Genomic DNA, 26,987 nt, shown 5'->3' on the forward strand with positions numbered 1-26,987 from the left:
AACGCTACTGCCGGCTTAAAGCATCAAGGCCCCGGAGATCCGCAAGGATCCCGGGGCCTCTTTGTGTTTCCGGACTTTATGTTGCCGGTCTTCCGGTCCCTAGTCGTCGACCGGACCGGTGCCTTCCGGGTCCAGCAGGCGATCGGGAAGCTGGGACGCGGCGGCCTGGTCAATGAGCCAACGGGTCTTGGTGCGTCCCCGTGCTCCGGCGGCGGGAACCTGGACGGAGCCCGCTCCGGCCAGCGCCAGGCCCACTGCGGCAGCCTTGTCTTCGCCGGCCACCGTCAGCCAGACTTCCTCAGCCGTGTTAATGGCCTCCATGGACAGCGATACGCGCTCGGGCGGCGGCTTGGGTGCGTTGCTGACGGCCACCACGGTTTGGCCTTCGGTGCGGACACCGGCCATTTCGGGGAACAGGGACGCGACGTGGGCGTCGGGGCCAACCCCGAGCAGCAGCACATCGAAGCGGGGGAGCCTGGGATCGACGGAGGTAAAGCCCGGCGCCAGTTCCTCTGCAGCGGCAGCCTCAGCCAGCGCCTGGGCATAGCCGGCCGCCGCATCCGCGACCGTGGCGACCTCATCGGACGCGGGCACAGGATGAATCCTGGCGGGATCGACGGGCAGCCGCGTCAACAGCGCCTCAGCGGCCTGCACGGCGTTGCGGTCGGCGTCGGCGGCAGGGAGGAACCGCTCGTCACCCCACCAGAAATTAACGCGGGACCAGTCAACGGCAACCCGCGCCGGGGCGGTGGCAACGGCGTCGAGCACGGCAATTCCCACGGTTCCTCCGGTGAGCACCACTGTTGCCGTTCCACGCCGGCTCTGCACGTCCACCAACTTGGTGATGAGCCGGGCGGCGGTGGCCGCAGTCAGAGCAGCAACATCCGGATGGATGCTCACTCCGTTGGGAGAATGCCTCATGCGTTTACCCCTTTCTGGGACAGGCAGGATGCCAGTCCTTGAGTCAGTACTTCGCCGTACACTTCATCCGGGTCCAGGCGGCGCAGTTCCTCGGCCAGGCAATCGCGCAGGTTGCGGCGCGGCAGGGCAATCTGCTGCTCCGGCTGGCCGGGCTGGGTCAGATGTGCCGTCACCTGGTCCGGCCGGTGCAGTTCCACGTTGCCGCCGTCCCGTTCAAAAATCACTTCCCGGATCCCCGTACCCGGCTCATCCTCAACCAGGGTCACCGAAACCTTCAGGGCGTGGTGGAGCCAGGCGGCAAGCAGGAAGGTGCTGGCGGAGTCCGAGGCACCCGCCACCGTCACGGCACGGACAGGCTCGGAGCCGGCGCCCTCCAGGACGGCCGCCAGCTGGATCCGCCAATTGGTCAGGCGGGTCCAGCTCAGGTCGGTGTCACCGTCGGCATAGTCGCTGCCCAGGGACAGCAGGGCCTTCTTGGGGTCATCTTCGGTGGCGGCGTCGGTGATCCGCCGGTGGGCAATACAGCCAAGGGGAGTCTGCGCAGGGTTCTCCGGCACTCCGTGCGGCCACCAGACAACTATGGGGGCATCCGGCAGGAGCAGAGCCGAGACAAGCGACACGCTTTCCCCGGCAAGCTCACCGTGTCCGTAGAGGACCACCACTTCGGAGGCTCCGGCATCGCCGCCCACGCGGATTTCGGCGTCGAGGCGCGTGTCATCCTCCGGTGAACCGTTGGCAAGCACAATGATTCGGCAGGGGTGCTCCCGGCTTGCCTCATTGGCTGCTGCAATGGCTTCCTCGACGAAACCGGGCTGGGTGTCCACGACGAGGGTCAGCACGCGGCCCAGAGTGACCACGCCGCCCTTTTCCCGCATGGCCACGATTTCCTTGGACACCTTGGACGTTGTTGTGTCCGGCAGTTCTACAATCACGGCCTTCTCCAGGTCCTTCCGTCTTGTGCAAGCAGTTCATCGGCGGAGTCGGGACCCCAGCTGCCGGGGGCGTAGGGATCCGGCTGGCTGTCCAGGGATGCCCAGTACTCTTCGAACGGGTCCACGATCTTCCAGGACAGTTCGACTTCCTGGTGCCGGGGGAACAGCGGAGGCTCTCCCAGCAGCACGTCCAGGATCAGCCGTTCATAGGCCTCCGGGCTGGATTCCGTGAAGGAGTGTCCGTAGCCAAAGTCCATGGAGACGTCCCGGACCTCCATCTGGGTGCCCGGAACCTTGGAGCCGAAGCGGATGGTCGCGCCTTCATCGGGCTGCACGCGGATGACCACGGCGTTCTGGCCGAAGTCGTGGTCATTGTGGTCCCGGAAGAGCAGGTTCGGTGCGCGCTTGAAGACGACGGCGATCTCGGTGACCCGCCGTCCCAGCCGCTTTCCGGCCCGCAGGTAGAACGGGACCCCGGCCCAGCGCCGCGTGTTGATGTCCAGGCGGATCGCGGCGAACGTTTCAGTGGTGGAGTCCGGGTTGAAGCCTTCTTCCTCCAGGAAGCCCGTGACCTTTTCCCCGCCCTGCCAGCCGCCGGTGTACTGTCCGCGGGCGGAGTGCCTGGACAGGTCCTTCGGCAGCCGGACTGCGGCCAGGACCTTTTCCTTTTCAGCACGCAGGTCATCAGCGTTGAAGGAGATGGGCTCCTCCATTGCCGTCAGGGCCAGCAGCTGCAGGAGGTGGTTCTGGATGACGTCGCGGGCAGCACCCACGCCGTCATAATATCCGGCGCGGCCGCCGATGCCGATGTCCTCGGCCATGGTGATCTGGACATGGTCCACATAGTTGGCATTCCAGATCGGTTCAAAGAGCTGGTTGGCAAAGCGCAGCGCCAGGATGTTCTGGACCGTCTCCTTGCCGAGGTAATGGTCAATGCGGAAGACGGAATCCGCAGGGAACACCGACTCCACCACATCGTTCAGCTCGCGCGCGGACTGCAGATCGTGGCCGAAGGGCTTCTCAATGACCACCCTGCGCCACTTGCCCTCCGACGGCGTGGCCAGGCCATGCTTCGAGAGCTGCTGGCAGACCTGTTCAAAGGACTTCGGCGGAACGGACAGATAGAACGCGTGGTTGCCGCGGGTGCCGCGGTCGGTATCCAGCTCCTCAAGGGTTTCCTTGAGCTTGGCGAATGCTTCGTCGCTGTCAAAGCCGCCTTCCACAAACCGGATCCCCTCGGCAAGCTGCCTCCAGACGTTTTCGTTGAAATCCGTGCGGGCGTTGGCCTGGACGGATTCCTTCACCTGGGCAGCGAATTCCTCATTGCTCCACGGCCGGCGGCCAAAGCCCACCAGCGAGAAACTGGGAGGCAGCAGGCCGCGGTTGGCGAGGTCATAGACGGCGGGAATGAGCTTCTTCCGCGCCAGATCCCCGGTGACCCCAAAGATCACCAGGGAGGACGGCCCGGCAATGCGGGAGAGCCTGCGGTCACGCGGGTCCCGCAGCGGGTTGGCCGGCAGTGCCTTCTCATCAGGCGCCATTTATGCGCGACCGCCTTCAGCGAGGCTCCGGACGGCGGCTTCGAGTTCCCGGACGCCCTGTTCCCGGTTCAGCAGGTTCAGGCGCAGCACGGGCCGGCCCTGGTCCGCCAGGACGGAGGCGTCGCCGGCGGCCTGCGCCGTGATCAGTTCGCCGAAGGAGAAGGGACGGCCGGGGACGTCCTGGTCCTGCTGCGGAACACCGGTGATCTGAAGGTACACGCCCTGGGCGGGGCCGCCCTTGTGGAACTGTCCGGTGGAGTGCAGGAAGCGCGGGCCCCAGCCGAAGGTGACCGGACGGCCGGTGGCGGCGGCCAGCTCGGGACGGATGCCGGCGAGCTCTGCCTGCCGGTCCCGGTCCAGGTAGGCCTGAATGCTCAGGTAGCCGTCGGAGCCGAGCTGTGCCGTGAGGGCAGCCAGGGCGCCGGCAAGGGTATCAACGTTGGCCAGCATTTCTGCCGGTCCGCGGACCTCCACCGAGCCGTCGGTGAAGGACGGTTCGGTGGGTTCCGGGCGTGCGTCCAGCATGCCGCGCGCAGCCTTCTTGGCCGCTTCCACGTCCGGCTGGTCGAAAGGATTGATGGCCAGCAGGCGGCCGGCCACGGCAGTGGCAATTTCCCACAGCATCATGGAGCCGCCCAGGGTTCCGGCCACCACCACCTGATCGCCCTCGGGTGCGGCCTCCGAGTCCACCGCCACGAGGCGTGCGGTCAGGACGTCCGCTGCACCGGAGGTGAGTTCGGGGGCGCCGGGTTCGACGACGACCGGCAGCAGTCCGGTGCCGAGCTTGCCGGTGGACTCGGCGATGAGCTGTTCGGCCCAGTCGGGGAAGCCGGCCAGGCCGGATCCTTCGTCCACAATGACCACCTTGTTGCGCAGCGGGTCCGTTCCGCCCAGGGCGGCACCGAGCTGCAGGCCGATGTTGTCCGCAGCGTTGTCGCTGAGGATTTCCAGGGCGTCTTCGGCATCGTCCAGCAGTGCTTCAATGTCGGCTCCGGCCAGGCCGGAGGGAACCAGCCCAAAAGCGGTCAGGGCGGAATACCGGCCGCCAACGTTCGGGTCGGCGTTGAAGACGGCGCGGTAGCCGGCTTCGCGGGCGGCACCGTCCAAGGGTGAACCCGGATCGGTGACGACGACGATGCGGGACTTGGCGTCAATCCCGGCGTCGGTGAAAGCCTGCTCAAAGACGCGGCGCTGGGAGTCGGTTTCCACAGTGGAGCCCGACTTGGAGGAGACCACAATGACGGTCTCCTCCAGTCCGGTTGCCAGGGCGGCGCGGACGACGTCGGGGTCCGTGGAGTCCAGGACTGTCAGGTCCACGCCAGCTGTGCGGGTGATGACCTCCGGGGCCAGGGAAGAACCGCCCATGCCGGCGAGGACCACGCGGGTCACTCCCTCGGCGGCCAGTTCTTCCCGGAGCCCGCGGATCTGTCCAACGAGCGGCCGGGAGGCCTGTGAAGGATTCAGCCATCCGAGCCGGATGGAAGCCTCCGCCTCTGCGTCCGGTCCCCACAGCGTGGGATCCTGGGCGAGGAGGCGGGCGGCGACGTCGTCACGAACCAGTACGGGAACGTTCTTTTCGACGGCGGCCAGCGCAGCTCCGGCTGCTTCGAAGGACAGTGTGGTCATTGTTTTATGCCTCTTTTGCGGTTTCCAGTGCGGTGTTTACGGTCTCGAGGAGTTCTCCCCAGCTGACCACAAACTTGTCCAGGCCTTCAGTTTCCAGCTGCTCCACAACGTCGCTGTAGGAGATGCCGAGACCGTCCAGCGAATCCAGGACGGCACCGGACTCCTCGTAGGTACCGGTGACGGTGTCGCCGGTGACCTCTCCGTGGTCCGCCGTGGCGTTCAGGGTCTTCTCCGGCATGGTGTTCACCGTGTGCGGTGCCACCAGTCCCGTGACGTAGAGGGTGTCCGGCAGTGCCGGGTCCTTGACGCCGGTGGAGGCCCAGAGCGGACGCTGCGCGTTTGCTCCGGCTGCTGCCAGGACTTGCCAGCGCTCGGTGGCGAACTGCTCCTCGAAGACCTGGTAGGCCAGACGGGCGTTGGCCAGGCCGGCCTTGCCCTTCAGGGCCTTGGCCTCGTCGGTGCCAACGGCGTCCAGGCGCTTGTCGATCTCTGCATCCACGCGGGACACAAAGAAGGAGGCAACAGAGTGGATCTTGGACAGGTCATGTCCGTTTTCCCGGGCCTGTTCAATGCCGGCCATGTAGGCATTGATGACCTCGCGGTAGCGCTCGAGCGAGAAGATCAGGGTGACGTTGACGCTGATGCCCGCGGCCAGCGTGGCAGTGATGGCCGGCAGGCCTTCCTTGGTGGCCGGGATCTTGATCAGCACGTTGTAGCGGCCAACCTTGTCGAACAGCTCCTGGGCTTCCTTGATGGTGCCCTCGGTGTCGCGCGAGAGGCGCGGGTCAACCTCGATGGACACGCGGCCGTCCACGCCGTGCGTGGCTTCGGCCACGGGTGCAAAGACGTCGCAGGCTTGGAGGACGTCATCGGTGGTGATTTCGAAGACTGCCTTGTCCACGTCGGCCCCGGAGCGGGCGAGCTGCTGCACCTGGGCGGCGTAGGACTCGCCGTTGGCCAGGGCTGCGGCGAAGATGCTCGGGTTCGTGGTGACGCCAACGACGTTCTTGTTGTCGATCAGGTCCTTGAGGGATCCCGACACGATGCGTTCGCGGGACAGGTCGTCCAGCCAGATGGATACGCCGGCTTCGGAAAGCCGTGCGGTGGGTGTGGAAGTCATGAATAGTCTCCTTGTTGCTGGAATTACTTCTGGTCGCCTGTTTCGGTGGACGGCTCGCCTGACGGAGCGGCAGTGGTGCCCGACGGCGGGGTGTCCGAACCGTTCGCTGCCGCGAGCGAGTCGCGCGCGGCCTGGGCGACGGCGTCGGCGGTGATGCCGAACTCGCGGTAGAGGGTCTTGTAGTCCGCGGAGGCACCGAAGTGCTCAAGGGACACGCTGCGTCCGGCGTCCCCCACAAGTTCACGCCAGCCCTGGGCAATTCCGGCTTCCACCGAAACGCGGGCCCTGATCTCCTTGGGCATAACCGACTCGCGGTACTGTGCATCCTGCTTGTTGAACCACTCGATGCTGGGCATGGAAACCACGCGCGCCGCGATTCCCTCGGCGGCGAGGGCCTCGCGGGCCTCAACAGCCAGCTGGACCTCGGAACCGGTGCCGATCAGGATGACGTCCGGAGTAACAACGGAGCCGTCGCGGACCGCTTCGGCCAGGACGTAGCCGCCGCGGGACACGCCCTCGGCGGAGCCGAAGGACTCAGCGGTGGCAGCGCCGTCGCCGCGCTCATAGGTGGGAATGTTCTGGCGGGTCAGCACGATGCCGGCCGGGTTTTCCGTGTTTTCCAGGATGGTCTTCCAGGCCACGGCAACCTCGTTGGCGTCACCGGGGCGCACAACATCCAGGCCCGGAATCGCCCGCAGCGAAGCGAGCTGCTCCACCGGCTGGTGGGTGGGGCCGTCTTCGCCCAGGCCGATGGAGTCGTGGGTCCACACGTAGATGGACGGAACACCCATCAGGGCACCAAGCCGGATGGCCGGACGCTGGTAGTCGCTGAAGATCAGGAACGTACCGGAGAAGGCGCGGGTGTTGCTGTGCATCGTGATGCCGTTGACGATCGACGCCGCAGCATGTTCACGGATACCGAAGTGCAGCACGCGGCCGTACGGGTTTCCGGACCAGGCGCTGGTCTGCTTCCCGGCCGGGATAAAGGACGGGGAGCCCTCGATGGTGGTGTTGTTGGACTCGGCGAGGTCCGCAGAGCCGCCCCACAGTTCGGGCAGTACGGGGCCGATGGCGGAGAGCACCTTGCCGGAAGCGGCGCGGGTGGACATTTCCTTGCCGGCCTCGAACTCGGGCAGCGACTTTTCCCAGCCTTCGGGAAGCGTGCCGTTGCTGATGCGCTCCAGGAGGGCGGCGCCGTCGGCGTTTGCTGCCTTCCACGCCTCAAAGCCCTTGTTCCACTCGCTGTGTGCTTCAGCCCCGCGGGAAACCACCTTGCGGGCGTGCTCCAGGACTTCGGGATCCACGTCGAAGGTCTTGTCCGGGTCAAAGCCCATAACTTCCTTCAGCGCGGCAAGTTCATCCTTGCCCAGTGCGGAGCCGTGGATCTTGCCGGTGTTCTTCTTGTTCGGTGCGGGCCAGCCGATGATGGTGCGCAGCGAAATGATGGACGGCTTGCCGGTTTCGGCCTTGGCCGCCATCAGGGCGTTGTACAGCTCATGAACGTCTTCGACGTACTCGCCGGTCTTGGTCCAGTCCACTCGCTGGGTGTGCCAGCCGTAGGCTTCGTAGCGCTTCAGGACGTCTTCGGTGAAGGCAATGTCCGTGTCATCTTCAATGGAAATGTGGTTCTCGTCGTAAATGACCACGAGATTGCCCAGTTCCTGGTGGCCGGCCAGTGAGGAAGCCTCGCTGGTGACGCCTTCCTGGAGGTCGCCGTCGGACGCAATAACCCAGATGGTGTGGTCGAACGGGCTCTCGCCCTGCGGTGCGTCAGCGTCCAGCAGGCCGCGCATGCGGCGCTGGGCGAAGGCGAAGCCCACGGAGGAGGCCAGGCCCTGGCCGAGCGGGCCGGTGGTGATTTCGACGCCGTCGGTGTGGCGGTACTCCGGGTGGCCCGGGGTCTTGGAACCCCACGTGCGCAGTGACTCAAGGTCTTCGAGTTCCAGTCCGTAACCGGAGAGGAAGAGCTGGATGTACAGCGTCAGGGAGGTGTGCCCGGGGGAGAGTACAAACCGGTCCCTTCCGGTCCACTGCGGATCCGACGGATCGTGGCGCATCATCTTTTGGAACAGCAGATAAGCGGCCGGTGCCAGGCTCATCGCGGTGCCGGGATGTCCGTTGCCAACCTTCTCGACGGCGTCAGCAGCCAGGACACGGACGGTGTCCACTGCCTTGCGGTCCAGATCTGTCCAGGTCAGTTCTTGCTCTTCCATATGTGGCACGTTTACCGGGCCCCTCTCTACTACAGATGACCGGCGCGAATAGCGCCGGAGACTCTCGGCTGCACTGGTTTCCCCAGTTCAAACCGGTTCATTAACCACAACAACACCCCGATGAGGAGAATCCTTACCGGGAGCTGGCAAATTCTTTGTCCTGCACGGTCCCGGATGGTGCGCTCCGGCGCCAATATTGCCGCCGAAGGACGGGTCCGATCCAACCTTATCCCGTGAGCAAGGTCATTGGGCGTATCGTTTCCTGAACCGGGACTGTCCGCGTCGGGAGCCGGGTGCGCAGGCGGTGTTCAGGCTTCCCGGGGATGCGGCTGTGCAGGGCTTCGTTTTCTACAGCCGATAGAGGCTATGATGATGGTGGACTTTTCGGCCCAGATTGGATGATGTGATCGCCCCGTGACAACGCAGCAAGCCCCCGCCAACCTTCCGGTGCATACCGGCAAGATGACGGCAGGCCGTAAGCTCCGGGCCTATCTGGCGCTCACCAAGCCCAGGGTTATTGAACTGCTGCTGGTGACAACGCTGCCCACCATGATCTTTGCGGAGCGCGGCCTTCCCGGCCTGTGGCTCGTAGTGTTCACCATGGTCGGCGGGGCGCTGGCGGCTGGAAGTGCCGGCGCCTTCAACTGCTACATTGACCGCGACATGGACAAGCTGATGCAGCGGACCAAGAACCGCCCGCTGGTCACCGGTGAAGTTTCTCCCCGCGAGGCCCTCGTCTTTGCCTGGGCGCTGGGCATCATCTCCATTGCCCTGCTCTGGTTTGGCGCGAATCCGCTCACCGGCCTCCTGGGCGTGGGCGCCATCCTGTTGTACGTGGTCTTCTACACACTGATCCTCAAGCGCCGCACCACCCAGAACATAGTCTGGGGCGGCGCCGCCGGCTGCATGCCGGTCCTGATCGCCTGGGCCGCCGTCACCAACAAGGTTGAATGGCCCGCCATCATCCTGTTCATGATCATCTTCCTGTGGACGCCGCCGCACTACTGGCCGCTGTCGATGAAGTACGGCGAGGACTACCGCAACGCCTCCGTGCCGATGCTCGGTGCCGTTGCCGGTGCCAAGCTCGTTTCGGTCCAGGTCGTCCTCTACGCCTACGCCACCGTGGCCTGCTCGCTGCTGCTGATCCCCGTTGGCGGCGCCGGCTGGGTCTACACCCTGGCAGCCGTGCTGTCCGGTGTCTGGTTCCTCGTGGAGACCCACCGCCTGCACAACCGGGCCCAGGGTGAGAACCTCACCGACAAGACCGCCATGAAGGTCTTCCACGGCTCCATCAGCTACCTGACCATCCTGTTCCTGGCGCTGGCCGTGGATCCGTTTGTCGGTTCCGCGCTGCTGTAGGGGACGTTCGGCTGACCGAACTGCTGACATCAAGAAAGGACCGGAGGTTTCCTCCGGTCCTTTCTTCGTTCTCCGGCCTGTGTTCCCCGCCTATGTTTCCCGCCGACTGGCGAGGTAGTGCCGCTTCCGGCCGACTATTCCGGCGCGATGTCGACTCTCGAACAGGTTTTGGCGCCTGACCTAAACACTCGAATGCGCAGCAGGACCCGAGCACCTGCCCCGGCGGTGTGTGAGCAGGAACCTCTGGCCTACGCCCTGCCCTCCGAGCCTCTGTCCCAGACCGGGCCGTGCCCAGCCGCTGCCTGTCCGGTCCCAGCCCACCGAGTGACGAGCTGATGCCGCTTCCGGCCGCCTATTCCGGCATGTTGTCGACTCTCGATCCCACCCCCGCTAAGCACCGCCGAACCACACAGCCCCGGACAGCAAAATGGGCCGGGTTCCAGTGAATCCGACCCATTGCGGGTTGGCCGAGACTTCGGCCGTAGCGCCGTAGCGCCGTAGCGCCGTAGCGCCGTAGTGCCGTAGGGCCTTAGCGGCGGACGGCGCCGGTTCGGGCCGGAGCTGCAACAGTGTCCCGGCCCGGAACCTGCCGGGCAAGTCCGGTGAAGACCACATGGGCGGCGGCTGCGGTGAGCAGCGAGGCGCCCAGCATGTGCAGGGCCACCAGCACCACCGGAAGGTGCATAAAGTGCTGCGTGTAGCCGATGACGGCCTGAAGCAGTACGACGGCGGTGAGCAGCAGCAGCGCATTGCGCATCCGGACATCGACGGCTGCATGCCGGTAGACCAGATAGAGAGACACAACCAGGGTGAAGACCAGAAGATACACCGGCACCACGTGCAGGCGGGTCACCAGGTCCGGGTCCAGCCCGTTGCGAGCCGCTCCGTGGTCACCGGCGTGCGGGCCGGAACCGGTCACGATGACGCCGAGCAGGACGGCGAGCGCGGACAGGACACCGAGCGCACCCAGCAGCGGACGCAGGGTGCGCGGAGCCAGCGGACCATTGACGGAAGCCAGCTGCTGAGGAGACAGCCAGACTCGGTTCACCAGCACTGTGGCCAGGACAATGAGGACCATGGACAGAACAAAGTGCCCGCCCACAATCCAGGGGTTCAAGCCGGTCCACACGGTGATGCCGCCCAGCACGGCCTGGGCCGGGATGCCGGCCAGCAGGGCAATTGAGAGCCGGAACAGGTCGCGGCGCTCCGCCCGGATCTTCCAGATACTGAACACCATGCCAAACGCGATGGCCGCCAGGACGAAGGTCAGGGTCCGGTTGCCGAACTCGATGATCCCGTGGATGCCCATTTCCGCCGTCGTGGTCAGCGAATCCGGGGTACACAGGGGCCACTCGGGGCAGCCGAGTCCGGAGGCGGTCAGGCGCACGGCGCCGCCGGTAACGACGATGGCAATGTTGGCCGCCAGCGAGGCGACCGCGAAGGCGCGCACCATCCTGCTCACGGCGGGGGAGGAGCCCGCGGCAGTTGGGGCGGCAGAGCCGGGGGAAGTGGGTGACACGGGATTTAGCTCCATTTGAACCAGCGGACGGCCGCAAGGCCGCCCAGGATTGTCCACGCCAGCAGGATCAGCGTGGCGGGAATATTCAACGCAGAATCGATGAGTGCCGAACGCATGGCTTCACCCAGGGCGGCCGACGGCAGGATCTCCACGAAGGGCTGCATGGTCCCGGGCAGGTTTCCGGCCGGGATGATGATGCCGCCGACGGCTGCCAGCAGGATCCACGCGAGGTTGGTGACGGCCAGGGTTGCCTCGGGCCGGGCGGTTCCGGCTACGAGCAGGCCCAGGGCGGTAAATGCCGCTGCGCCGATCAGCAGGGACAGCAGAGCCACCGGAATTCCGGACCAGGACGGCTCCCAGCCCAGGAAGGCGGCAACAATGCTCACCACCACCACTTGGATGGCCAGGACGGCGACGACGGCGATTCCCTTGCCGGCAATGAGCCCGGCTTTACCCAACGGTGTGGTGGACAGGAAGCGCAGGACGCCGTAACGGCGGTCGAAGCCTGTGGCGATCCCCTGCCCGGTAAAGGCGGTGGACATGGCGCAGAGCGCCAGGATGCCCGGGGTAGCCATATTCACGCGTGAAGTGCCGTAGCCGTCCAGGATGGGCGTCACCGACAGTGCAACCAGTGCCATCAGGGGCAGGAACACGGCAAGGATCAGCTGCTCGCCGTTGCGGAGCATGGTGACGGCCTCGTAGCGTCCCTGATTCAGGATGCGTGAGGGCAGGGAAGCGGGGGCGCTCATCGGATTTCCCTTCCGGACAGGTCAAGGAAGACGTCTTCGAGGGTTCTCGAGGCCATATGGAGGGAGGAAGGAAGGATATCCAGCCGGGCCCACCACGCGGAAAGCGCGGCAATGTCAGCGGGTGTGATCGGCCCGCGCAGGGTGTAATGTCCGGCGGCGGATTCCGTCAGGCCCAGATGGGAGAGCCCGGCGGCGGCGAGGTCCAGTCCGGGAACGGCGTCGAATGTGAGCAGCCGCTGCTCGGCCAGCTCGCCGGTCTGGGCCGTCAGCTCGGCCACCGTGCCCTGCGCCACGGTCTTGCCGGCGTCGATGATGTACACATAGTCCGCGAGCTTTTGCGCGTCGTCCATCAAATGGGTGGTCAGGATGATGCCCAGTCCGTCGGCGCGGAGCTCGGAGATCAGGTCAAAGACTATTTGCCGCGACTGCGGGTCCAGGCCGGCGCTGGGTTCATCCAGGAAAAGGACTTCCGGGCGGCCGACAAGTGCCGCCGCCATGGCCAGCCGCTGTTTCTGGCCGCCGGAGAGCCGGCGGATATTGGTGTTCGCGAAGCTGCCGATGCCGAGCCGGGCCACCAGCTCGTCCACGGGACGTGGGTCCGCATACATGGAGGCAATGTGGCGCAGCAGCGGAACGGGACGTGCCGACGGCGGCAGGCCGCCGTCCTGGAGCATGACCCCCACCCGGCTGCGCAGATCGGCTCCTGCACCGTAGGGGTTTTGCCCCAGCAGCATCACTTCGCCGCCGTTAATGGGCTGCAGCCCCTGGGCGCACTCCAGCGTGGTGGTCTTGCCCGCACCGTTGGCTCCCAGCAGGGCTGTAACCGCACCGCGGCGGGCGGAGAAATCCACACCGGCCAGAACTCGGATCATTTTGCCGTCGAGACCGGCTACCGGACCGCAGTCCTTTATCAGGCCCTTTATAGTCAGGCAGGGTTCATCGTTAGGCACCGTCATATTCTACGTTAGGTAGTACAGCAGGATGCACCCGCACCGGACCCCTTCGGCAGTGGGAAGCCTGACCTTAGTGGCGTGCGGGAACAGATTAGGTCATGCTTGTGTTGTGTATTCCATGAGTAACTCTGAGCCGAAGGCAGTAGCCAGACCGGCAGCAGCCCGCGAAGCGGAGGAACGTACCCGGGACCGCGTCCTGGGTGCGGTGCTTGAGCAGGGCCCCGTCAGCGCGGCTGAACTCGGTGAACAGCTGGGGTTTACGCCCGCAGCCGTCCGCCGGCACCTCGACGCGCTGTCCGCCAAGGGACTGATCGAAGTCAAGCGGGTGAGCAACCCGGCCTCCGGTGCCGGACGTCCCGCCCGGCGCTATGTCCTGAGCAAGCAGGGCCAGGCGTATCTGGGCAATGATTATCTGGACATCGCCACCGAGGCTCTGCGTCAGCTCGGCCTCGCAGCGGGTCCGGAGGCCATTGAACGCTTCGCCGCGGACCGTTTTGACCGGATGGAAGAGCGCTACCGCCCGGCTGTCGAGGCTGCGGGGCCGGCCGTTCAGGACAAGGCGCAGGCCCTGGCGGCTGAACTGACCAAGGACGGCTTTGTTGGCTCAACCACCATGATCGGAACGGCCAAGCAGCCCAGCACGCTGCTCAGCGTGCAGCTGTGCCAGGGACACTGCCCCATTCAGGGGCTTGCCAGTGCCTACACGGTCTTCTGCGACAAGGAAACCGAAGTTTTTGCCCGCCTGCTGAACGTGGACGTCCGTCGACTGTCCACGCTTTCGCGGGGAGGGCATGTTTGTACGACCCACATCCCCGTGGGCCGCACCAGGAACGAGGCGCACGTCAGCGTGCCCGCCGAAACCCATCAGTCCACATCCATTCATCAGCAAGAAAGGCCGTGATGACGGATCAAGCAACCCAGAAGTCAACGGCGCCCGCCGCGGTGCCGGATTCTGTGATCTCAGACATCCTGGAGAAGAACCCTGAACTCGAGGGCATCGGTACCTACGAATACGGATGGGCCGACTCCGACGTAGCGGGCTCCAACGCCCGCCGCGGGCTCAGCGAGGAAGTCGTCCGGGACATCTCGGCGAAAAAGAACGAACCCCAGTGGATGCTGGACCTTCGCCTCAAGGGCCTGAAGTACTTTGACCGCAAGCCCATGCCTACCTGGGGTGCAGACCTCTCCGGCATCGACTTCGACAACATCAAGTACTTTGTGCGCTCCACGGAGAAGCAGGCCAATACCTGGGAAGACCTCCCCGAGGACATCCGGAACACGTATGAGAAGCTCGGCATCCCGGAGGCTGAGCGCGGACGCCTGGTATCCGGCGTCGCAGCCCAGTACGAGTCCGAGGTTGTGTACCACCAGCTCCGCGAGGACCTGGAACGCCAGGGCGTCATCTTCCTGGACACTGACACCGCGCTCAAGGAACACCCGGAGATGTTCCAGGAGTACTTCGGCACCGTGATTCCGGTGGGCGACAACAAGTTCGGCTCGCTGAACACTGCCGTGTGGTCCGGCGGCTCCTTCGTGTACGTCCCCAAGGGCGTCCACGTGGAAATCCCGCTGCAGGCCTACTTCCGCATCAACACGGAAAACATGGGCCAGTTCGAGCGCACCCTGATCATTGCGGACGAGGATTCCTACGTCCACTACATTGAGGGCTGCACCGCGCCGATCTACACGTCGGACTCGCTGCACTCTGCCGTGGTGGAGATCATCGTGAAGAAGGGCGCCCGCGTCCGCTACACGACTATCCAGAACTGGTCCAACAACGTGTACAACCTGGTCACCAAGCGTGCCATTGCACACGAGGGCGCCACCATGGAGTGGATCGACGGCAACATCGGTTCCAAGGTCACCATGAAGTACCCGGCTGTCTACCTGGTGGGCGAGCACGCCAAGGGCGAGACCCTGTCCATCGCCTTCGCCGGCGAGGGCCAGCACCAGGACACCGGATCCAAGATGGTCCACATTGCCCCCAACACCAAGAGCTCCATCATCTCCAAGTCCGTTGCCCGCGGCGGCGGCCGTGCTGCCTACCGCGGCCTGGTCCAGGTCCGCGAAGGCGCCAAGCACTCGGCCAACACCGTGCGCTGCGACGCCCTGCTGGTGGACACCATCTCCCGCTCGGACACGTACCCGTACGTGGACATCCGTGAAGATGACGTCACCATGGGCCACGAAGCCACTGTTTCGCGCGTCAGCGAGGAGCAGCTGTTCTACCTCATGTCCCGCGGCCTTCCCGAGGACGAGGCAATGGCCATGATCGTGCGCGGCTTCATTGAGCCGATCGCGCGTGAACTGCCGATGGAATACGCCCTTGAACTCAACCGCCTCATCGAACTCCAGATGGAAGGAGCCGTCGGTTAATGTCGAAGCTTAACGACGTCGTCGAAAACGTGACCGAAAAGGTCAGCAATGCAGTAGAGGAAGTCAAGGCCCGGATTGGTGCGCCCTCAGGGGACAGCCGGGTCCGGATTGACGGATTCACTGAAGAGGGAGAGAACCTCTCCCCGCTCAACGATTCCTCCTCGGTTCTGGGCGGCGACAGCAACAAGTCCCACAGCCACGGTGCAGGCGCAGGAATTCCGGACAGCTCACGCGCTGGCCGCCTGACCTCCTACAACCGCGGCGACTTCGGCAAACTGACCGGACGTGAAGAAGACTGGCGGTTCACTCCGCTCAAGCGCCTGCGCGGCCTGCACACCGCCGAGCTCACCGGCACGTCACCGGAGGTGGCCGTGGTGGCCCCCGACGGAGTCGTGGTGGAGAACGTGGCCCGCACCGATGCCCGCATCGGTTCGGCCGGCATCCCCGAGGACCTGGTCGCTGCAGCCGCCTGGGAAGCCTTCACCGAAGCCACCGTTGTCACCATCCCGGCTGAAACCGTGGTGGAGGGCAGCGTCACGCTGACCATGACCGGTGCCGGCAAGGATCCCGCAGCGCAGCACATCGTGATCACCGCGGAGAAGTTCTCCAAGGCCGTAGTGGTCCTGGATCACAAGGGCTCGGCCACGCTGGCCCAGAACGTCGAAATTGTTCTCGAAGACGGTGCCGAACTCACCGTCGTGTCCGTCCAGGACTGGGATGACGACGCCGTGCACGCCACCGCGCAGTACGCCAAGATCGGCCGCGACGCGAAGTTCAAGCACGTGGTCGTCAGCCTCGGCGGAGACCTGGTGCGCATCACGCCGTCGTCGCGCTTCACCGCCACCGGCGGTGACGTCCAGATGTTCGGCCTGTACTATGCAGACGCCGGACAGCACCTGGAACAGCGCCTGTTCGTGGACCATGCGGTGCCCAACTGCAAGTCCCGTGTCATGTACAAGGGCGCCCTGCAGGGCCGCGATGCCCACACCGTCTGGGTTGGTGACGTCCTGATCCGCAAGGAAGCAGAAGGCACTGACACGTACGAGGTCAACCGCAACCTGCTGCTCACCGACGGCGGCCGCGCCGACTCCGTGCCGAACCTGGAAATTGAAACCGGCCTGATCGAAGGCGCCGGCCATGCCAGCGCCACGGGCCGTTTCGACGACGAGCACCTGTTCTACCTGATGGCCCGCGGCATCCCCGAGGATGTTGCCCGCCGCCTGGTGGTCCGCGGGTTCCTCAACGAGATCATCCAGCAGATCAAGGTTCCGGCACTGGAAGAGCGGCTCACCGAAGCCGTTGAGCGCGAGCTCGCAGCAGTCGAGAGCTAGCAGCGGTTCCCCGGAGGCCGGACCGGTTTCCGGGGGACCTGTGCTCCACCCACACTTTTTGAAGCTTAAATACGCACCAGAGCGTGCAAAGGAGAAAGCGTAACTCGTATGTCTACTCTTGAGATCAAGGATCTTCACGTCAGCATTTTGACCGAGCAGGATGTCAAAAAGCAGATCCTGAAGGGCGTCAGCCTGACCATCAACACCGGTGAGACGCACGCCATCATGGGCCCCAACGGTTCCGGCAAGTCCACCCTGGCATCCACCATCGCCGGGCACCCCCGCTACATCGTGGACAGCGGCTCCATCACCCTCGACGGCGAAGACGTCCTGTCGATGAGCGTTGACCAGCGCGCCCGCGCCGGCCTGTTCCTGGCCATGCAGTACCCGGTCGAGGTCCCCGGTGTCACCATGACCAACTTCCTGCGCACCGCCAAGACTGCGCTCGACGGCGAAGCCCCCTCCCTGCGGCACTGGACCAAGGACGTCAAGGCGGCCATGAGCCAGCTGCGCATCGACGCCGACTTTGCATCGCGCAACGTCAACGAAGGCTTCTCCGGCGGCGAGAAGAAGCGCGTGGAGATCCTCCAGCTGGAGCTCTTCCGCCCGAAGTTCGCCATCCTGGACGAGACCGACTCCGGCCTGGACGTTGACGCGCTGAAGGTTGTCTCCGAAGGCGTCAACCGCGAGCACTCCAAGGGCGAAATGGGCACCCTGCTCATCACGCACTACACCCGTATCCTGCGCTACATCAAGCCGGACTTCGTCCACGTGTTCGTTGACGGCCGGATCGCCGAGCAGGGCGGCCCCGAGCTGGCCGACCGCCTGGAAGAAGAAGGCTACGACCGCTTCACCGGTGCCAATGCCACGGCAGCCACCGCAACCGCCAACGCCCTGAAGGCCTAGGCGCCACCCTGACCGATACAACTGCACAGGAGCAGATGATGAGTGAGCCCAACCTGGCCCAGACGTCCCTGGAGGACGTTGAAGAGGCCTTGAAGGACGTCATCGACCCCGAACTGGGCGTGAACGTGGTTGACCTTGGCCTGCTGTACGGGCTGCGGTATGCCGAAGACGGCGCGCTGCTGATCGACATGACGCTGACCACCGCGGCCTGCCCGCTCACCGATGTCATCGAGGAGCAGGTTGGACAGGCGTTGGACGGCATTGTGGACGACTGGCGGCTGAGCTGGGTCTGGATGCCGCCGTGGGGTCCGGAGAAGATTACCGACGACGGCCGCGACCAGATGCGGGCGCTGGGCTTCAATATCTAGAGCAGTACGCATAAGCGCAGGCAGGGCCGCTTCCCCGGCAACGGGGGAGCGGCCCTGCCTGCGTGTCGGGTGCATGTCGGCGCCGCGGCCGGCCGGCCCGGTGTACCGTCTGACCCATGGAAAATCCGCACTTTCACTATGACCGGATAGCCGCGTGGAACCACGCGGTGGCTTCGAATCCTTTGGCGGGCCGGCCCGTGAGGGTGTTCGGGAAGCTGTCACCGGCATGCGCGGGGCACTGCTGATGGAATCCCGGCGGAGAGGGGATTCGGGCTGGGTGCTCTGTCGGGACTTCACCGGAGTCAACGTCGGTGAGCCCGCGGTGCAGCAGTGACTGTGCGGTTCAGTTCGGGGACCTGGTATCTGTTCGACTACGGCAAGGTCATTTCCACTGAGCCGGAGCCGGCGGACTGGGCTGCACTGGAACGGGAAACCGGGCTGCAGCTGGCACCGGCGTCGAGCCCGTACTGGGCGCACCGGGAGGCTTTTGACGCCGGCGTTGCCTCGCCCGCTGAATACTGGGCCCGGGTGCTGGGCCGGGACTCGGTGGACGCTGATAAGGTCCGGGCCCTGGAGGACCTGGATGCCGCGCAGTGGTCGCACCTGAACCCCGAAACCCTGCGAATTCTGGAAACCCTTGCCGGAGCTGGCGCGCAGCTGGCGCTGCTCTCCAACATGCCGGTCCGGATGTCGGAACGCTATCTTCGGGAATCATCCTGGCCGGCGTACTTCACCCGAACATTCTTCAGCGGACAGCTGGGCCTGATCAAACCCGACGTCCGCATCTTCGAACACGTCCTGAACGAGCTCGCCGCAGCGCCCGGTGATGTCCTGTTCGTGGACGACAACCTGCCAAACATCGAGGCGGCCCGGTCCCTGGGGCTGCCTACCGTGCATTTCGGCCCGGAAACAGACCTGGAACGGCAGCTAGCGAGCTGACTGGATCAATCCGTCAGCCAGCAGCGTGACGTTGTGGCCTGCCGCCCGCAGCGCAGCGCCTGCAGCTGCAGCGTCCCGGACCAGGAAGTAGTCGGTGTCCACCGTTGCCACCACGAAGACGCTGAGGCCCGCGGCTGCCAGGGGCGAGGCTACTGATGCTGCAATGCCCGGGATGTCCAGGGAAAACTGCTGGTCAATGCCCAGGCAGTCCCACTCACCGTCGAACCCGGTGTCCGCCGGGACCACGTGCCGGGGCACAATGAGCGAGAGTTCGCTTTGGGTCCGGGTGATCGAGGAGAAGCTGACGGCGCCGGTGGACCATGACGGCAGCGGGTCCCGCGCGTCCAGCTGGACCATGACATAGCGGTCAGGCAATTGACGCAAACTCAGGTTTTTCACACGTGGCCTCTTCCGGTCGCCGGTCCGAACGCTTTCCGCGCTTAGGGGTTGTTCAGGTCCGAAGAACTGAACGTATCGCAGCCGCTGATACTGCCGCCGTTGTAACCCTGCATGAACCAGGCCTGCCGCTGGTCCCCGGAGCCGTGGGTCCAGCTTTCCGGATTGACCTGGCCGGTGGACATGGACTGAATCCGGTCGTCACCAATTGCGGACGCTGCGGACAGGGCATCCTTCACATCGGCCGCCGTCAGCTCCGCCAGGAAGGGTTCGGTGCTGCCGGGGGCGGGGACGGAGGCGGCATTTCCCGCCCAGAGCCCGGCATAGCAGTCAGCCTGGAGTTCGGTGCGGACCGCAGCGGAATCGGATCCGCGCGGATCGGAGGCCGAGGCACCGAGTACGCCGGTGAGATTCTGGATGTGGTGGCCGAATTCATGGGCCACCACGTATTCCTGGGCCAGCGGTCCGCCGGAGGCGCCGTACCTGGCCACCAGTTCGTCGAAGAACGCAGTGTCGTAATATGTCTGCTCATCCGCGGGGCAGTAAAAGGGCCCCACTGCGCTGGTGGCCGCTCCGCAGCCGGTGTCGGTGCGTCCGCTGAAGAGCGCAACGCCGGGCTCCGTATAGGTCAGGCCCTCTGCGGCCAGCGCCGGCTCCCAGAAGCTGTCCAGGCTTTCGGCGGTCCCGACAATCCGGCAGTCCAGGCGTTCATTCGCATCAGCCCCGTCCAGGCATCCGGAGATGCTCTCCGTATAGCCCGATCCGGTTCCGGCCGGGTTCGGGCCGTCGCTCAGGCCCAGACCGTCCACCACGTCCGATCCGAAGATCAGCGACAGGATGAGAATCAGTCCGCCGCCGAGTCCGCCGCCTACGGCAATACCTTTGCCTTTACCCCGCCGGTCACTGACGCGGGAGGAATCCAGGCGTGCATTTTCGTTAAAACTCATGCCCCAATTATCTCTGACGGTCAGGGTGCTTCTGTTCGGGCGGTTCCGCCCCGCCCGAGGCCTCCCCGATGCCGCGCGCTGCCAGGGCCTCGCCGGTTTGCTGGGCGTAGGCGACGGCCCGGATCACCACGGGAACGGTTAGTGCCCGGGGGTTTCGTTCCAGGCCCCGCGCCATGGCCGAGTGCCGCACATCCTGGGCCGAGCCGAGCAGGAACGGGATGCTGCGCATCATCAGGGCCAGGGTTAAGCCAAACCGTTCCGGATCCGCCCCAAGGAACCGGAACGGCACCGCCAGGGACACCAGTCCGTCCAACAGCTCCTGCACCGGCGTGGTGAGCGTGAGAAGCCGGGCTGCGGCAACGCAGACCACAATGTTGCCGATCACGAGCACCGCCGCGGCCGGCCCGTTGGACCAGACCTGGAAAGCCCCCAGCAGCAGCAGAACGGGCCACATGAACTTCAGGGGCCGCCATGATTCAGGGAGCAGGCGCGCCGCGGCGTACGCAAGCAGCACCAGGACCAGGCATCCGCCCAGCACGGGCAGGGTGCGCAGTGCCAGGGCCGCCACGGACAGCACGACGACGGCGGCAGCCTTCAGTCCCAGCGGCGCCCTGTGGACAGGGGAGTGCCCCGGCCGGTAGGCGCCGAGCAGATGTGCGGATCCCCTCATCGCCGCCTCCTCACGGGCCGGTTGCCCAAGGACCGGTTGCTCACGCGCGGTTCCCTGGTGACCGGGGAACCGGACCGCTGTCGAACCCCAGCGCCAGTGCGCGGTAAGCGCCGAGCGCAGCGTCGGGGGCGCCGTCGAACACGATGCGGCCGCCGTCCACCACGAGGATGCGCGAGGCGTCGGCGGCGAAGTCCAGGTCATGGGTGGTGTAAATGATCTGCTGCGGCAAATCGGCGAAGGTCCGCCGGAGTGCCGCAGTGTTGCGCAGGTCCAGCAGGGTGCTTGGTTCATCGGCTACGAGGACATCCGGGTCAACGGCCAGCACTGAGGCCAGGGCCATCAGCTGCCGCTCACCGCCGGACAGGTCGTAGATGCTGCGGTCGGCAAGGTGCAGCAGCCCCATGGCGCCCAGCCGGGCCTCGGCCGCTGCCCGCCGTTCGGGCCGGCTGCGGATGGTGGAGCGCAGGGAGAGTTCGACGTCGTCGCGCCCGGTGGGCATGACCAGCTGGGAGAGGGGGTCGGTGAAGACGAAGCCCACCCGGCGCCGGACGCGGCTGCCGTGGCGCACCGTGTCCAGGCCGTCAACGGTTACTGTCCCGGTATCCGGTGCCAACAGACCGTTGAGCAGTTTCAACAGGGTTGATTTGCCGGACCCGTTGGCCCCCACCACGGCGATCCGCGGCTCTTCCAGGGTCAGGGTCAGGGGGTGCAGGATCGGTTCCGAGGTGCTGTCCCGGAAGGTGGCTGTGTCGCCGGGCGGAGGTGCCGCTTCGGGGGAGCGCAGCACTGAAACATCCTGCAGGCGGATGTGCACCATTACCGGCCTGTGCCAGCGAGGCGGGGGAAAGCCGTGAAGACGCTCACGCCCACGGCCGATGCGAGCAGGTTTTTCAGGACGTCTCCGGGCCAAAAAGCAATGTCGGCTGCCAGGGCTGAGGAGAAGTCGAGCTTGGCATTGAGCATCAGCCCGGCGATGCCCATCGGGTGCACAAAGATGAAGCTTGCCGCCATGGCGGAGGCGAATAGGAGGGCAAAGCGCGCCCGGCGGCTGCGGCGAAGAGCCAGCCGGGACAGCAGGCCAACAGTAAACGCGGCGGGAACAAAGGCGAGAAGGTACCCGGCCGACGGAGCGGCGAGCACGCCGAGGCCGCCGGTGAAGCCGCTGAAGACCGGCAGCCCCGCCAGCCCGGCCGCCAGGAAGAGCGCGACTGCTGCTGCCCCGCGGGTTGGTCCCAGGATGATGCCGGCCAGCATGACCGCCAGCGTCTGGAGTGTTATGGGAACCCCTGATCCCAGCGGCACTCCAGGGAGCAGTGAGAAGGAAGCCACCAGTGCTGCAAAGACGGCAATCAGGGAAAGATCCGCGGCCGTCCAGCGGCCGCGGAAGGGGCTCCGCCGGACGGCGGGAGCCGCAGCGGAAGCGGGCGAAGTGTTCATCGGGTCTCATTTCGTAGGATTTCCACAAGTACGGGCGGTTCCGCCACTCCCCTCCGGGAAGCGATACCCTTCATCGCGGCCCGGGATTCGGCAGCCATCCCTGTTGACACTAGTGGCGCCCGTCCGTAATTCCTTTGGAGGTTTTCTACAAATCCTCGATCAACGGTAGACTTGAAAGGCTGCCATCGCAGTTCAAGCATCATCCCCAACCCCCTCGAAAGGTCCACTGAGTGATTTCCGTATCTAATCTCGAGCTCCGTGCCGGCGCACGATTGCTCATGGAAGCGGTTTCATTCCGTGTTGACAAAGGCGACAAAATTGGGCTGGTAGGCCGCAATGGCGCGGGCAAGACCACCCTCACAAAGGTCCTGGCAGGGGAGGCCCTGCCTGCCGCCGGACACGTGAAGCGCGTCGGAGAGATCGGTTACCTGCCGCAGGATCCCCGGACACCGGACATGGAACAGCTGGGACGGGACCGGATTCTCTCCGCGCGCGGCCTGGATAAGGTTTCTGCGCAGCTGAAGAAGTGCCAGGACGAGATGGCCAGCGAGGATCCGAAGATCTCGCAGAAGGCCATGAACCGCTATGACCGCCTGGAGGCAGAATTCCTTGCCGCCGGCGGTTACGCAGCAGAATCCGAAGCCGCAACCATCACCGCGAACCTGGCTCTGCCGGACCGCCTGTTGAACCAGCCCCTGAGCACTCTTTCCGGTGGCCAGCGCCGCCGTGTGGAGCTGGCCCGGATCCTGTACTCAGATGCAGAAACCATGCTCCTCGATGAGCCCACCAACCACCTCGACGCCGACTCGATCGCCTGGCTGCGCGAATTCCTCAAAAACCACACCGGCGGCCTGATTGTGATCAGCCACGACACCGAGCTGCTCGAAGCCACCGTCAACAAGGTCTTCTCCCTGGACGCCAACCGCGCCACCATCGATATCTACAACATGGACTGGAAGCGCTATAAGGTCCAGCGTGAGACGGATGAGCGCGCCCGCAAGCGCGAGCGTGCCAACACCGAAAAGAAGGCCGGCGTACTGCTGGCCCAGGCCAACAAGATGAAGGCCCGTGCTTCGGGTGCCTCCGCGGCGCAGAGCATGCTCAAGCGCGTGGACCGCCTCCTTGGCGGCCTCGACGCAGTCCGCGCCACCGACCGCGTCGCCGCCCTGCGCTTTCCCACCCCGGCTCCCTGCGGCAAGACTCCCATGATGGCCGAGGGCCTCAGCAAGAGCTACGGCTCGCTGGAAATCTTCACGGACGTGGACCTTGCCATCGACCGCGGCTCCAAGGTGGTCATCCTGGGCTTGAACGGTGCCGGCAAAACCACCCTGCTGCGGATGCTGGCGGGCGTGGACACCCCGGACACCGGCAAGATCATCCCCGGCCACGGCCTGAAGGTGGGCTACTACGCCCAGGAGCACGAAACCCTGGACACGGACCGGACCGTCCTGGAAAACATGCGTTCCTCCGCTCCTGACATGGACGATGCCGAGGTCCGCAGCGTCCTGGGTTCCTTTATGTTCAGCGGTGACGACGTCGAGAAGAAGGCCGGCGTCCTCTCCGGCGGTGAGAAGACCCGCCTGGCTCTGGCCACCATCGTGGCGTCCTCCGCGAACGTTCTGCTCCTCGATGAGCCCACCAACAACCTGGACCCCGCCTCCCGTGCGGAGATCCTGGGTGCCCTGAGCAGCTACGAGGGCGCAGTGGTGATGGTCAGCCACGATGAAGGTGCCGTAGCGGCCCTGAATCCGGAGCGGGTTGTCCTGCTGCCCGACGGCGACGAAGACCACTGGAACGAGGGCTACCTGGACCTGGTCACCCTGGCCTAGGGCTGCCCGGTGTCCGGGACCGCAGTGGAGACGGATACTCCAGCGGAAGCGGACACTGCACAGACGATGTGACGGAGAAGGTCCTGATGCGTGCCGCGCATCAGGACCTTCTCCGCTTTGTTCCTGCCGCAGGTCTCCGGCAGGAACTCAGGCAGGGGGAGTGGGGGCGCTTAGGCAGCGCTGCCTAAGCGGTGCCGGAAGGACGGATGGAGCCGCTGTTCCCTGGTCTCGCAACCCTATGGCCGCGCTCAATGGCCTCCCCGGTGAGCAGATTCCCGCGGCGCAATTTCCATATTTCGACCCGGCAACAGACCTCTCAAGCGATGAAGTCCGCTCCCCTTTTTCTATCCAACAGTATCTATACGTATCCAGTTTTTCTTATATACGCCCCATAGAAAAACCGTTCCTCAGGACATCCAACCCGCACCTTCAGCTGCGGCCAAAACAGCTCCGAGCGGGGGAGCTTCTCTGTTCAATTGGTGGAGCGGGCCCGGGGTGAATGTGGCTCGAGAGTGATGGGGGAGCGGGGTTGCGCTCAGTACGTGGTGTTGGGGATGGGAGCTCCCGAAATTGCAGCTCGAGACTGCTCCAGGTGACCGCCCTCGGCTTCGGTGCGGGTTGCTCCCGCCCACGGGCACCCACCTCGCCAGGGTTCCGCTGTGCCGTTGCCGTTCTGCCAGTGTCGATGCGCCGCTGCTTCACGTCGGGCGAGATTCAGGGCAGGTCGAGGACTGCAGATGGGTGTTGGGCGGGTGAGCGGCCCGGAAAGTTTATAAAATCATATAATACAATATAAAATATTTCGGATATAGCGTTAGGATTGGTGTCATGCACAATGCGACTAATCCCTACTCACCAGGTGCCGGACGCAGCCCTTTCGAGCTGGCCGGCAGAACAGCCCTGACAAATGATTTTGACCTTTTGATTTCGCGGGCAGCCGCTGGACGCACGGACCGGGGGATAGTGCTGCACGGGTTGCATGGAGTGGGAAAGACCGTGCTGCTCAATGACTTCCGGCGGCGGGCGGAGAATGCCGGTTTCCTGGTGGTCTCTTTGGAGGGCAGGGATGCCGACGGCGGACCCAAGGCCGTTCGGGCCAAACTGGCCCGCGGGCTGCTGCAGGCCGGCCGCAAGGCCAACTCCCGTGGCAACACTCCTGCCCTGGCTGGGGCCCTGGGAACCATCGCCTCGTTTGCCTCTGGCCTGCAGGTCAGCGGAATTGATGTGGGGGTGGGGGAGCGGCACGGCCGCGGCGACTCCGGTGCCTTCGCCGTGGACCTTGAAGAAACAGTGGAGGACACCGCCGTCGCCCTGGCTGAACGCGGTTCGGCGCTGATCTTTGTGGTGGATGAACTCCAGAATCTGGATGCGGGGCTGCTCGCTGCACTGCTGGGTGCCCAGCACCAGGCCGGGCAGCGGGACTGGCCCTTCTATCTCGTGGCCGCGGGACTGCCGAACCTCCCGGCCGCCCTGACCGCCTCCCAGCGGTATGCCGAAGGACTGTTCACCTACCGGAGCGTGGGCGCCCTGGACCGCGAGGACTCAGCCTCCGCCCTGGTTGCCCCTGCCCTGGAGCAGGGCGTCTCCTATGACCCTGAGGCCCTGGACCTGCTGTTGAACGCTGCCGGCGGTTATCCGTACTTCCTGCAGGAGTACGGCTCCGCTGCCTGGGAATCGGCCCCGGAGAAGCGGATCACGGCTGATGACGCCCGGATCGCCGTCGAAATTGGGCGGGCACAGCTGGACCAGGGATTCTTTCCACTGAGATGGCGCCGGGCCACCAAGGCGGAGCGGGAGTTCCTGCGGCTCATGGCGATCGACGGCCCCGGGGGATCAAGCACAGCAACGCTGGCTGCCCGGGCCGGCAAGAAGATGACGTCCATGACCATGACCCGTGGTTCCCTGATCCGCAAGGGCATCATCTATGCCCCGGAACTGGGACAAGTGTCCTTTACCGTGCCCGGGATGGCGGACTACGTGCGCAGGGTCACTGCCTAGGTACGCTGGCGGCGCCGGCCACCGGTGACTCAGGAACGTGCTTTCGGTACCTTATGGGCATGGTTTCGTCCCGGTGCCACCCCGACCCCTGGCCTGCCGGACCCAAGGTCCCGCTTCCGGTGCTGGCGACAATGTTTTGGTCGGACGCCGTCTTCCTTCACTGGCGTGTCCCGGAATCCGCCGTACGGCGTTTCCTTCCGCCGCATGTTGAACCCGATGTGCTGGGGGGTTCCACCTGGGTGGGCCTCATCGGATTCCGCCTCCACGGGACAAAAATAGGCGGCCGTGTGCGCCTTCCCTGGCTGGGGGACTTCACCGAGGTCAACGTTCGCCTGTACACCCGCGGTGCGGACGGTTCACGCGGTGTCTTTTTCCTCTCGCTGGACGCATCCCGCCTGCCTGCCGTGCTGGCTGCCCGCAGCGTGGGAGTGCCCTACATTTGGTCCCGCTGCCGTCCCCTCGTCAGCGGGCCCGGAGCCGGAGGGACCAAAGTCGGCGGGACCAAAGTCGGCGGGGCCGCCGTGTACGGGTACGACGTCGAACGCTTCCGCGGGCAGGGGCAGTCAGCTTTCACAGTGGAACCGGATTTCGGCCGGCAGGCCGAGGACGGGTTGTCCCAGGAGCTTACTGCCCGTTTTGGCGCCCATGCCCGGGTGGCCGGCCGGACAGTCTTCATCCCGGTTTCCCACTGTCCCTGGGCGCTTTATCCGGCCAGGCTCGCCTCACTGGATGACGGACTGCTTGCAGCGGCCGGAGTGCCTGTCAGCGGGCCGCCGGAAACTGTTCACTTTTCACCCGGGGTACGTTCGGTGTTTGGCCGCCCCCACATCCTCTTTTGATAGGGGCCCGCTGTCTCG

25 protein-coding genes are annotated in these 26,987 nt (G+C 65.2%); 11 read left to right on the forward strand and 14 right to left on the reverse strand.

Translation table 11 applies throughout. The annotated features are described in order from the left end of the window. Positions 1-99: 99 nt before the first annotated feature. From pgl to tkt, 6 genes are read right to left on the reverse strand one after another with little or no spacing between them, the layout of a single operon-like run. Positions 100-921 (reverse strand): 6-phosphogluconolactonase, encoded by an 822-nt coding sequence (gene pgl / locus ACIQXM_RS06115; RefSeq protein WP_400929069.1) that lies wholly within the window; start codon positions 919-921, stop codon positions 100-102. Next, positions 918-1,853, reverse strand: a complete 936-nt coding sequence (locus ACIQXM_RS06120; protein ID WP_400929072.1) for a glucose-6-phosphate dehydrogenase assembly protein OpcA — start codon at positions 1,851-1,853, stop codon at positions 918-920. Before ACIQXM_RS06120 ends, pgl begins: the two co-directional genes overlap by 4 nt. Beyond that, positions 1,850-3,394: a glucose-6-phosphate dehydrogenase gene (zwf, locus tag ACIQXM_RS06125; RefSeq protein ID WP_400929075.1), complete on the reverse strand. Its 1,545-nt coding sequence runs from the start codon at positions 3,392-3,394 to the stop codon at positions 1,850-1,852. Before zwf ends, ACIQXM_RS06120 begins: the two co-directional genes overlap by 4 nt. Then, entirely contained in the window at positions 3,395-5,020 is a 1,626-nt protein-coding gene (locus ACIQXM_RS06130; RefSeq protein WP_400929078.1) for a glucose-6-phosphate isomerase, read from the reverse strand. Between the two features lie 4 nt (positions 5,021-5,024). Then, positions 5,025-6,140, reverse strand: a complete 1,116-nt coding sequence (gene tal, locus ACIQXM_RS06135; protein WP_400929080.1) for a transaldolase — start codon at positions 6,138-6,140, stop codon at positions 5,025-5,027. A gap of 23 nt (positions 6,141-6,163) precedes the next feature. Continuing rightward, positions 6,164-8,353: a transketolase gene (tkt, locus tag ACIQXM_RS06140; protein ID WP_400929083.1), complete on the reverse strand. Its 2,190-nt coding sequence runs from the start codon at positions 8,351-8,353 to the stop codon at positions 6,164-6,166. Positions 8,354-8,815: 462 nt separating this feature from the next. Between tkt and ACIQXM_RS06145 the strand changes: the two genes are divergently transcribed. Next, the gene (locus ACIQXM_RS06145) at positions 8,816-9,712 is read left to right on the forward strand and encodes a heme o synthase (protein ID WP_400929533.1); all 897 of its coding nucleotides are present in this window, start codon (positions 8,816-8,818) and stop codon (positions 9,710-9,712) included. Between the two features lie 529 nt (positions 9,713-10,241). On the opposite strand, the gene ACIQXM_RS06150 is transcribed toward ACIQXM_RS06145, so the two are convergent. The 3 genes from ACIQXM_RS06150 to ACIQXM_RS06160 form a co-directional block, all read right to left on the reverse strand. Beyond that, positions 10,242-11,165 (reverse strand): heme A synthase, encoded by a 924-nt coding sequence (locus ACIQXM_RS06150; protein WP_400929536.1) that lies wholly within the window; start codon positions 11,163-11,165, stop codon positions 10,242-10,244. Positions 11,166-11,236: 71 nt separating this feature from the next. Beyond that, entirely contained in the window at positions 11,237-11,980 is a 744-nt protein-coding gene (locus ACIQXM_RS06155) for an ABC transporter permease (RefSeq protein WP_400929086.1), read from the reverse strand. Further along, positions 11,977-12,930, reverse strand: a complete 954-nt coding sequence (locus ACIQXM_RS06160) for an ABC transporter ATP-binding protein (RefSeq protein ID WP_400929089.1) — start codon at positions 12,928-12,930, stop codon at positions 11,977-11,979. Before ACIQXM_RS06160 ends, ACIQXM_RS06155 begins: the two co-directional genes overlap by 4 nt. Before the next feature lie 121 nt (positions 12,931-13,051). On the opposite strand from ACIQXM_RS06160, the gene ACIQXM_RS06165 reads away from it, so the two are divergent. From ACIQXM_RS06165 to ACIQXM_RS06195, 7 genes are all read left to right on the forward strand, one after another. Further along, positions 13,052-13,834 carry a helix-turn-helix transcriptional regulator gene (locus tag ACIQXM_RS06165; RefSeq protein WP_400929092.1) on the forward strand — a complete coding sequence of 261 codons (783 nt, stop codon included), beginning with the start codon at positions 13,052-13,054 and terminating at the stop codon, positions 13,832-13,834. Further along, a complete protein-coding gene (gene sufB, locus ACIQXM_RS06170) occupies positions 13,834-15,309 on the forward strand; it encodes a Fe-S cluster assembly protein SufB (RefSeq protein ID WP_104054204.1) in 1,476 nt (491 codons plus the stop codon). The genes ACIQXM_RS06165 and sufB overlap by 1 nt, the downstream gene beginning before the upstream one ends. Further along, complete coding sequence (gene sufD / locus ACIQXM_RS06175; RefSeq protein ID WP_400929096.1) at positions 15,309-16,640, forward strand: Fe-S cluster assembly protein SufD; 1,332 nt, start codon at positions 15,309-15,311, stop codon at positions 16,638-16,640. Before sufB ends, sufD begins: the two co-directional genes overlap by 1 nt. Positions 16,641-16,748: 108 nt before the next feature. Beyond that, the gene (gene sufC / locus ACIQXM_RS06180; RefSeq protein WP_227889847.1) at positions 16,749-17,546 is read left to right on the forward strand and encodes a Fe-S cluster assembly ATPase SufC; all 798 of its coding nucleotides are present in this window, start codon (positions 16,749-16,751) and stop codon (positions 17,544-17,546) included. Between the two features lie 38 nt (positions 17,547-17,584). After that, positions 17,585-17,914 (forward strand): metal-sulfur cluster assembly factor, encoded by a 330-nt coding sequence (locus ACIQXM_RS06185; RefSeq protein ID WP_400929099.1) that lies wholly within the window; start codon positions 17,585-17,587, stop codon positions 17,912-17,914. A 154-nt stretch (positions 17,915-18,068) separates the two neighbouring features. After that, on the forward strand, positions 18,069-18,248 hold the full coding sequence (locus ACIQXM_RS06190; RefSeq protein ID WP_400929102.1) for a hypothetical protein: 180 nt from the start codon (positions 18,069-18,071) through the stop codon (positions 18,246-18,248). Next, positions 18,245-18,853 carry an HAD family hydrolase gene (locus ACIQXM_RS06195; RefSeq protein WP_400929105.1) on the forward strand — a complete coding sequence of 203 codons (609 nt, stop codon included), beginning with the start codon at positions 18,245-18,247 and terminating at the stop codon, positions 18,851-18,853. Before ACIQXM_RS06190 ends, ACIQXM_RS06195 begins: the two co-directional genes overlap by 4 nt. Here ACIQXM_RS06195 and ACIQXM_RS06200 read toward each other — a convergent pair. The 5 genes from ACIQXM_RS06200 to ACIQXM_RS06220 are packed head-to-tail and all read right to left on the reverse strand — an operon-like array spanning position 18,842 to position 22,303. Next, a complete protein-coding gene (locus tag ACIQXM_RS06200) occupies positions 18,842-19,252 on the reverse strand; it encodes an ACT domain-containing protein (protein WP_400929107.1) in 411 nt (136 codons plus the stop codon). The two genes, ACIQXM_RS06195 and ACIQXM_RS06200, sit on opposite strands and share 12 nt — an antisense overlap. Positions 19,253-19,293: 41 nt before the next feature. Further along, entirely contained in the window at positions 19,294-20,196 is a 903-nt protein-coding gene (locus tag ACIQXM_RS06205; RefSeq protein ID WP_400929110.1) for a neutral zinc metallopeptidase, read from the reverse strand. Between the two features lie 7 nt (positions 20,197-20,203). After that, positions 20,204-20,866, reverse strand: coding sequence for an energy-coupling factor transporter transmembrane component T (locus ACIQXM_RS06210; protein ID WP_400929114.1), 663 nt, complete (start codon positions 20,864-20,866; stop codon positions 20,204-20,206). Between the two features lie 40 nt (positions 20,867-20,906). Then, positions 20,907-21,683: an energy-coupling factor ABC transporter ATP-binding protein gene (locus tag ACIQXM_RS06215; protein ID WP_400929117.1), complete on the reverse strand. Its 777-nt coding sequence runs from the start codon at positions 21,681-21,683 to the stop codon at positions 20,907-20,909. Further along, positions 21,683-22,303, reverse strand: coding sequence for a biotin transporter BioY (locus ACIQXM_RS06220; RefSeq protein WP_400929119.1), 621 nt, complete (start codon positions 22,301-22,303; stop codon positions 21,683-21,685). The genes ACIQXM_RS06215 and ACIQXM_RS06220 overlap by 1 nt, the downstream gene beginning before the upstream one ends. Positions 22,304-22,533: 230 nt before the next feature. On the opposite strand from ACIQXM_RS06220, the gene ACIQXM_RS06225 reads away from it, so the two are divergent. The 3 genes from ACIQXM_RS06225 (at position 22,534) to ACIQXM_RS06235 (ending at position 26,969) form a co-directional block, all read left to right on the forward strand. Next, the gene (locus ACIQXM_RS06225) at positions 22,534-24,132 is read left to right on the forward strand and encodes an ABC-F family ATP-binding cassette domain-containing protein (RefSeq protein ID WP_400929122.1); all 1,599 of its coding nucleotides are present in this window, start codon (positions 22,534-22,536) and stop codon (positions 24,130-24,132) included. 828 nt (positions 24,133-24,960) lie between these two features. Then, positions 24,961-26,130 (forward strand): ATP-binding protein, encoded by a 1,170-nt coding sequence (locus tag ACIQXM_RS06230; protein WP_400929125.1) that lies wholly within the window; start codon positions 24,961-24,963, stop codon positions 26,128-26,130. Between the two features lie 131 nt (positions 26,131-26,261). Continuing rightward, positions 26,262-26,969 (forward strand): YqjF family protein, encoded by a 708-nt coding sequence (locus ACIQXM_RS06235; RefSeq protein WP_400929539.1) that lies wholly within the window; start codon positions 26,262-26,264, stop codon positions 26,967-26,969. Positions 26,970-26,987: the final 18 nt, after the last annotated feature.

It is taken from the genome of Arthrobacter sp. NPDC097144 (assembly GCF_044762205.1).
In the GTDB taxonomy this organism is placed as follows: domain Bacteria; phylum Actinomycetota; class Actinomycetes; order Actinomycetales; family Micrococcaceae; genus Arthrobacter_B.

What these genes read in the sequence shown, in the direction of transcription:
- pgl (WP_400929069.1), bottom strand. Translation starts at nt 921, where the DNA reads ATGAGGCATTCTCCCAACGGAGTGAGCATCCATCCGGATGTTGCTGCT.
- zwf (WP_400929075.1), bottom strand. Translation starts at nt 3,394, where the DNA reads ATGGCGCCTGATGAGAAGGCACTGCCGGCCAACCCGCTGCGGGACCCG.
- ACIQXM_RS06130 (WP_400929078.1), bottom strand. Translation starts at nt 5,020, where the DNA reads ATGACCACACTGTCCTTCGAAGCAGCCGGAGCTGCGCTGGCCGCCGTC.
- tal (WP_400929080.1), bottom strand. Translation starts at nt 6,140, where the DNA reads ATGACTTCCACACCCACCGCACGGCTTTCCGAAGCCGGCGTATCCATC.
- tkt (WP_400929083.1), bottom strand. Translation starts at nt 8,353, where the DNA reads ATGGAAGAGCAAGAACTGACCTGGACAGATCTGGACCGCAAGGCAGTG.
- ACIQXM_RS06145 (WP_400929533.1), top strand. Translation starts at nt 8,816, where the DNA reads ATGACGGCAGGCCGTAAGCTCCGGGCCTATCTGGCGCTCACCAAGCCC.
- ACIQXM_RS06150 (WP_400929536.1), bottom strand. Translation starts at nt 11,165, where the DNA reads ATGGTGCGCGCCTTCGCGGTCGCCTCGCTGGCGGCCAACATTGCCATC.
- ACIQXM_RS06155 (WP_400929086.1), bottom strand. Translation starts at nt 11,980, where the DNA reads ATGAGCGCCCCCGCTTCCCTGCCCTCACGCATCCTGAATCAGGGACGC.
- ACIQXM_RS06165 (WP_400929092.1), top strand. Translation starts at nt 13,052, where the DNA reads ATGAGTAACTCTGAGCCGAAGGCAGTAGCCAGACCGGCAGCAGCCCGC.
- sufB (WP_104054204.1), top strand. Translation starts at nt 13,834, where the DNA reads ATGACGGATCAAGCAACCCAGAAGTCAACGGCGCCCGCCGCGGTGCCG.
- sufD (WP_400929096.1), top strand. Translation starts at nt 15,309, where the DNA reads ATGTCGAAGCTTAACGACGTCGTCGAAAACGTGACCGAAAAGGTCAGC.
- sufC (WP_227889847.1), top strand. Translation starts at nt 16,749, where the DNA reads ATGTCTACTCTTGAGATCAAGGATCTTCACGTCAGCATTTTGACCGAG.
- ACIQXM_RS06185 (WP_400929099.1), top strand. Translation starts at nt 17,585, where the DNA reads ATGAGTGAGCCCAACCTGGCCCAGACGTCCCTGGAGGACGTTGAAGAG.
- ACIQXM_RS06205 (WP_400929110.1), bottom strand. Translation starts at nt 20,196, where the DNA reads ATGAGTTTTAACGAAAATGCACGCCTGGATTCCTCCCGCGTCAGTGAC.
- ACIQXM_RS06210 (WP_400929114.1), bottom strand. Translation starts at nt 20,866, where the DNA reads ATGAGGGGATCCGCACATCTGCTCGGCGCCTACCGGCCGGGGCACTCC.
- ACIQXM_RS06215 (WP_400929117.1), bottom strand. Translation starts at nt 21,683, where the DNA reads ATGGTGCACATCCGCCTGCAGGATGTTTCAGTGCTGCGCTCCCCCGAA.
- ACIQXM_RS06220 (WP_400929119.1), bottom strand. Translation starts at nt 22,303, where the DNA reads ATGAACACTTCGCCCGCTTCCGCTGCGGCTCCCGCCGTCCGGCGGAGC.
- ACIQXM_RS06230 (WP_400929125.1), top strand. Translation starts at nt 24,961, where the DNA reads ATGCACAATGCGACTAATCCCTACTCACCAGGTGCCGGACGCAGCCCT.
- ACIQXM_RS06235 (WP_400929539.1), top strand. Translation starts at nt 26,262, where the DNA reads ATGTTTTGGTCGGACGCCGTCTTCCTTCACTGGCGTGTCCCGGAATCC.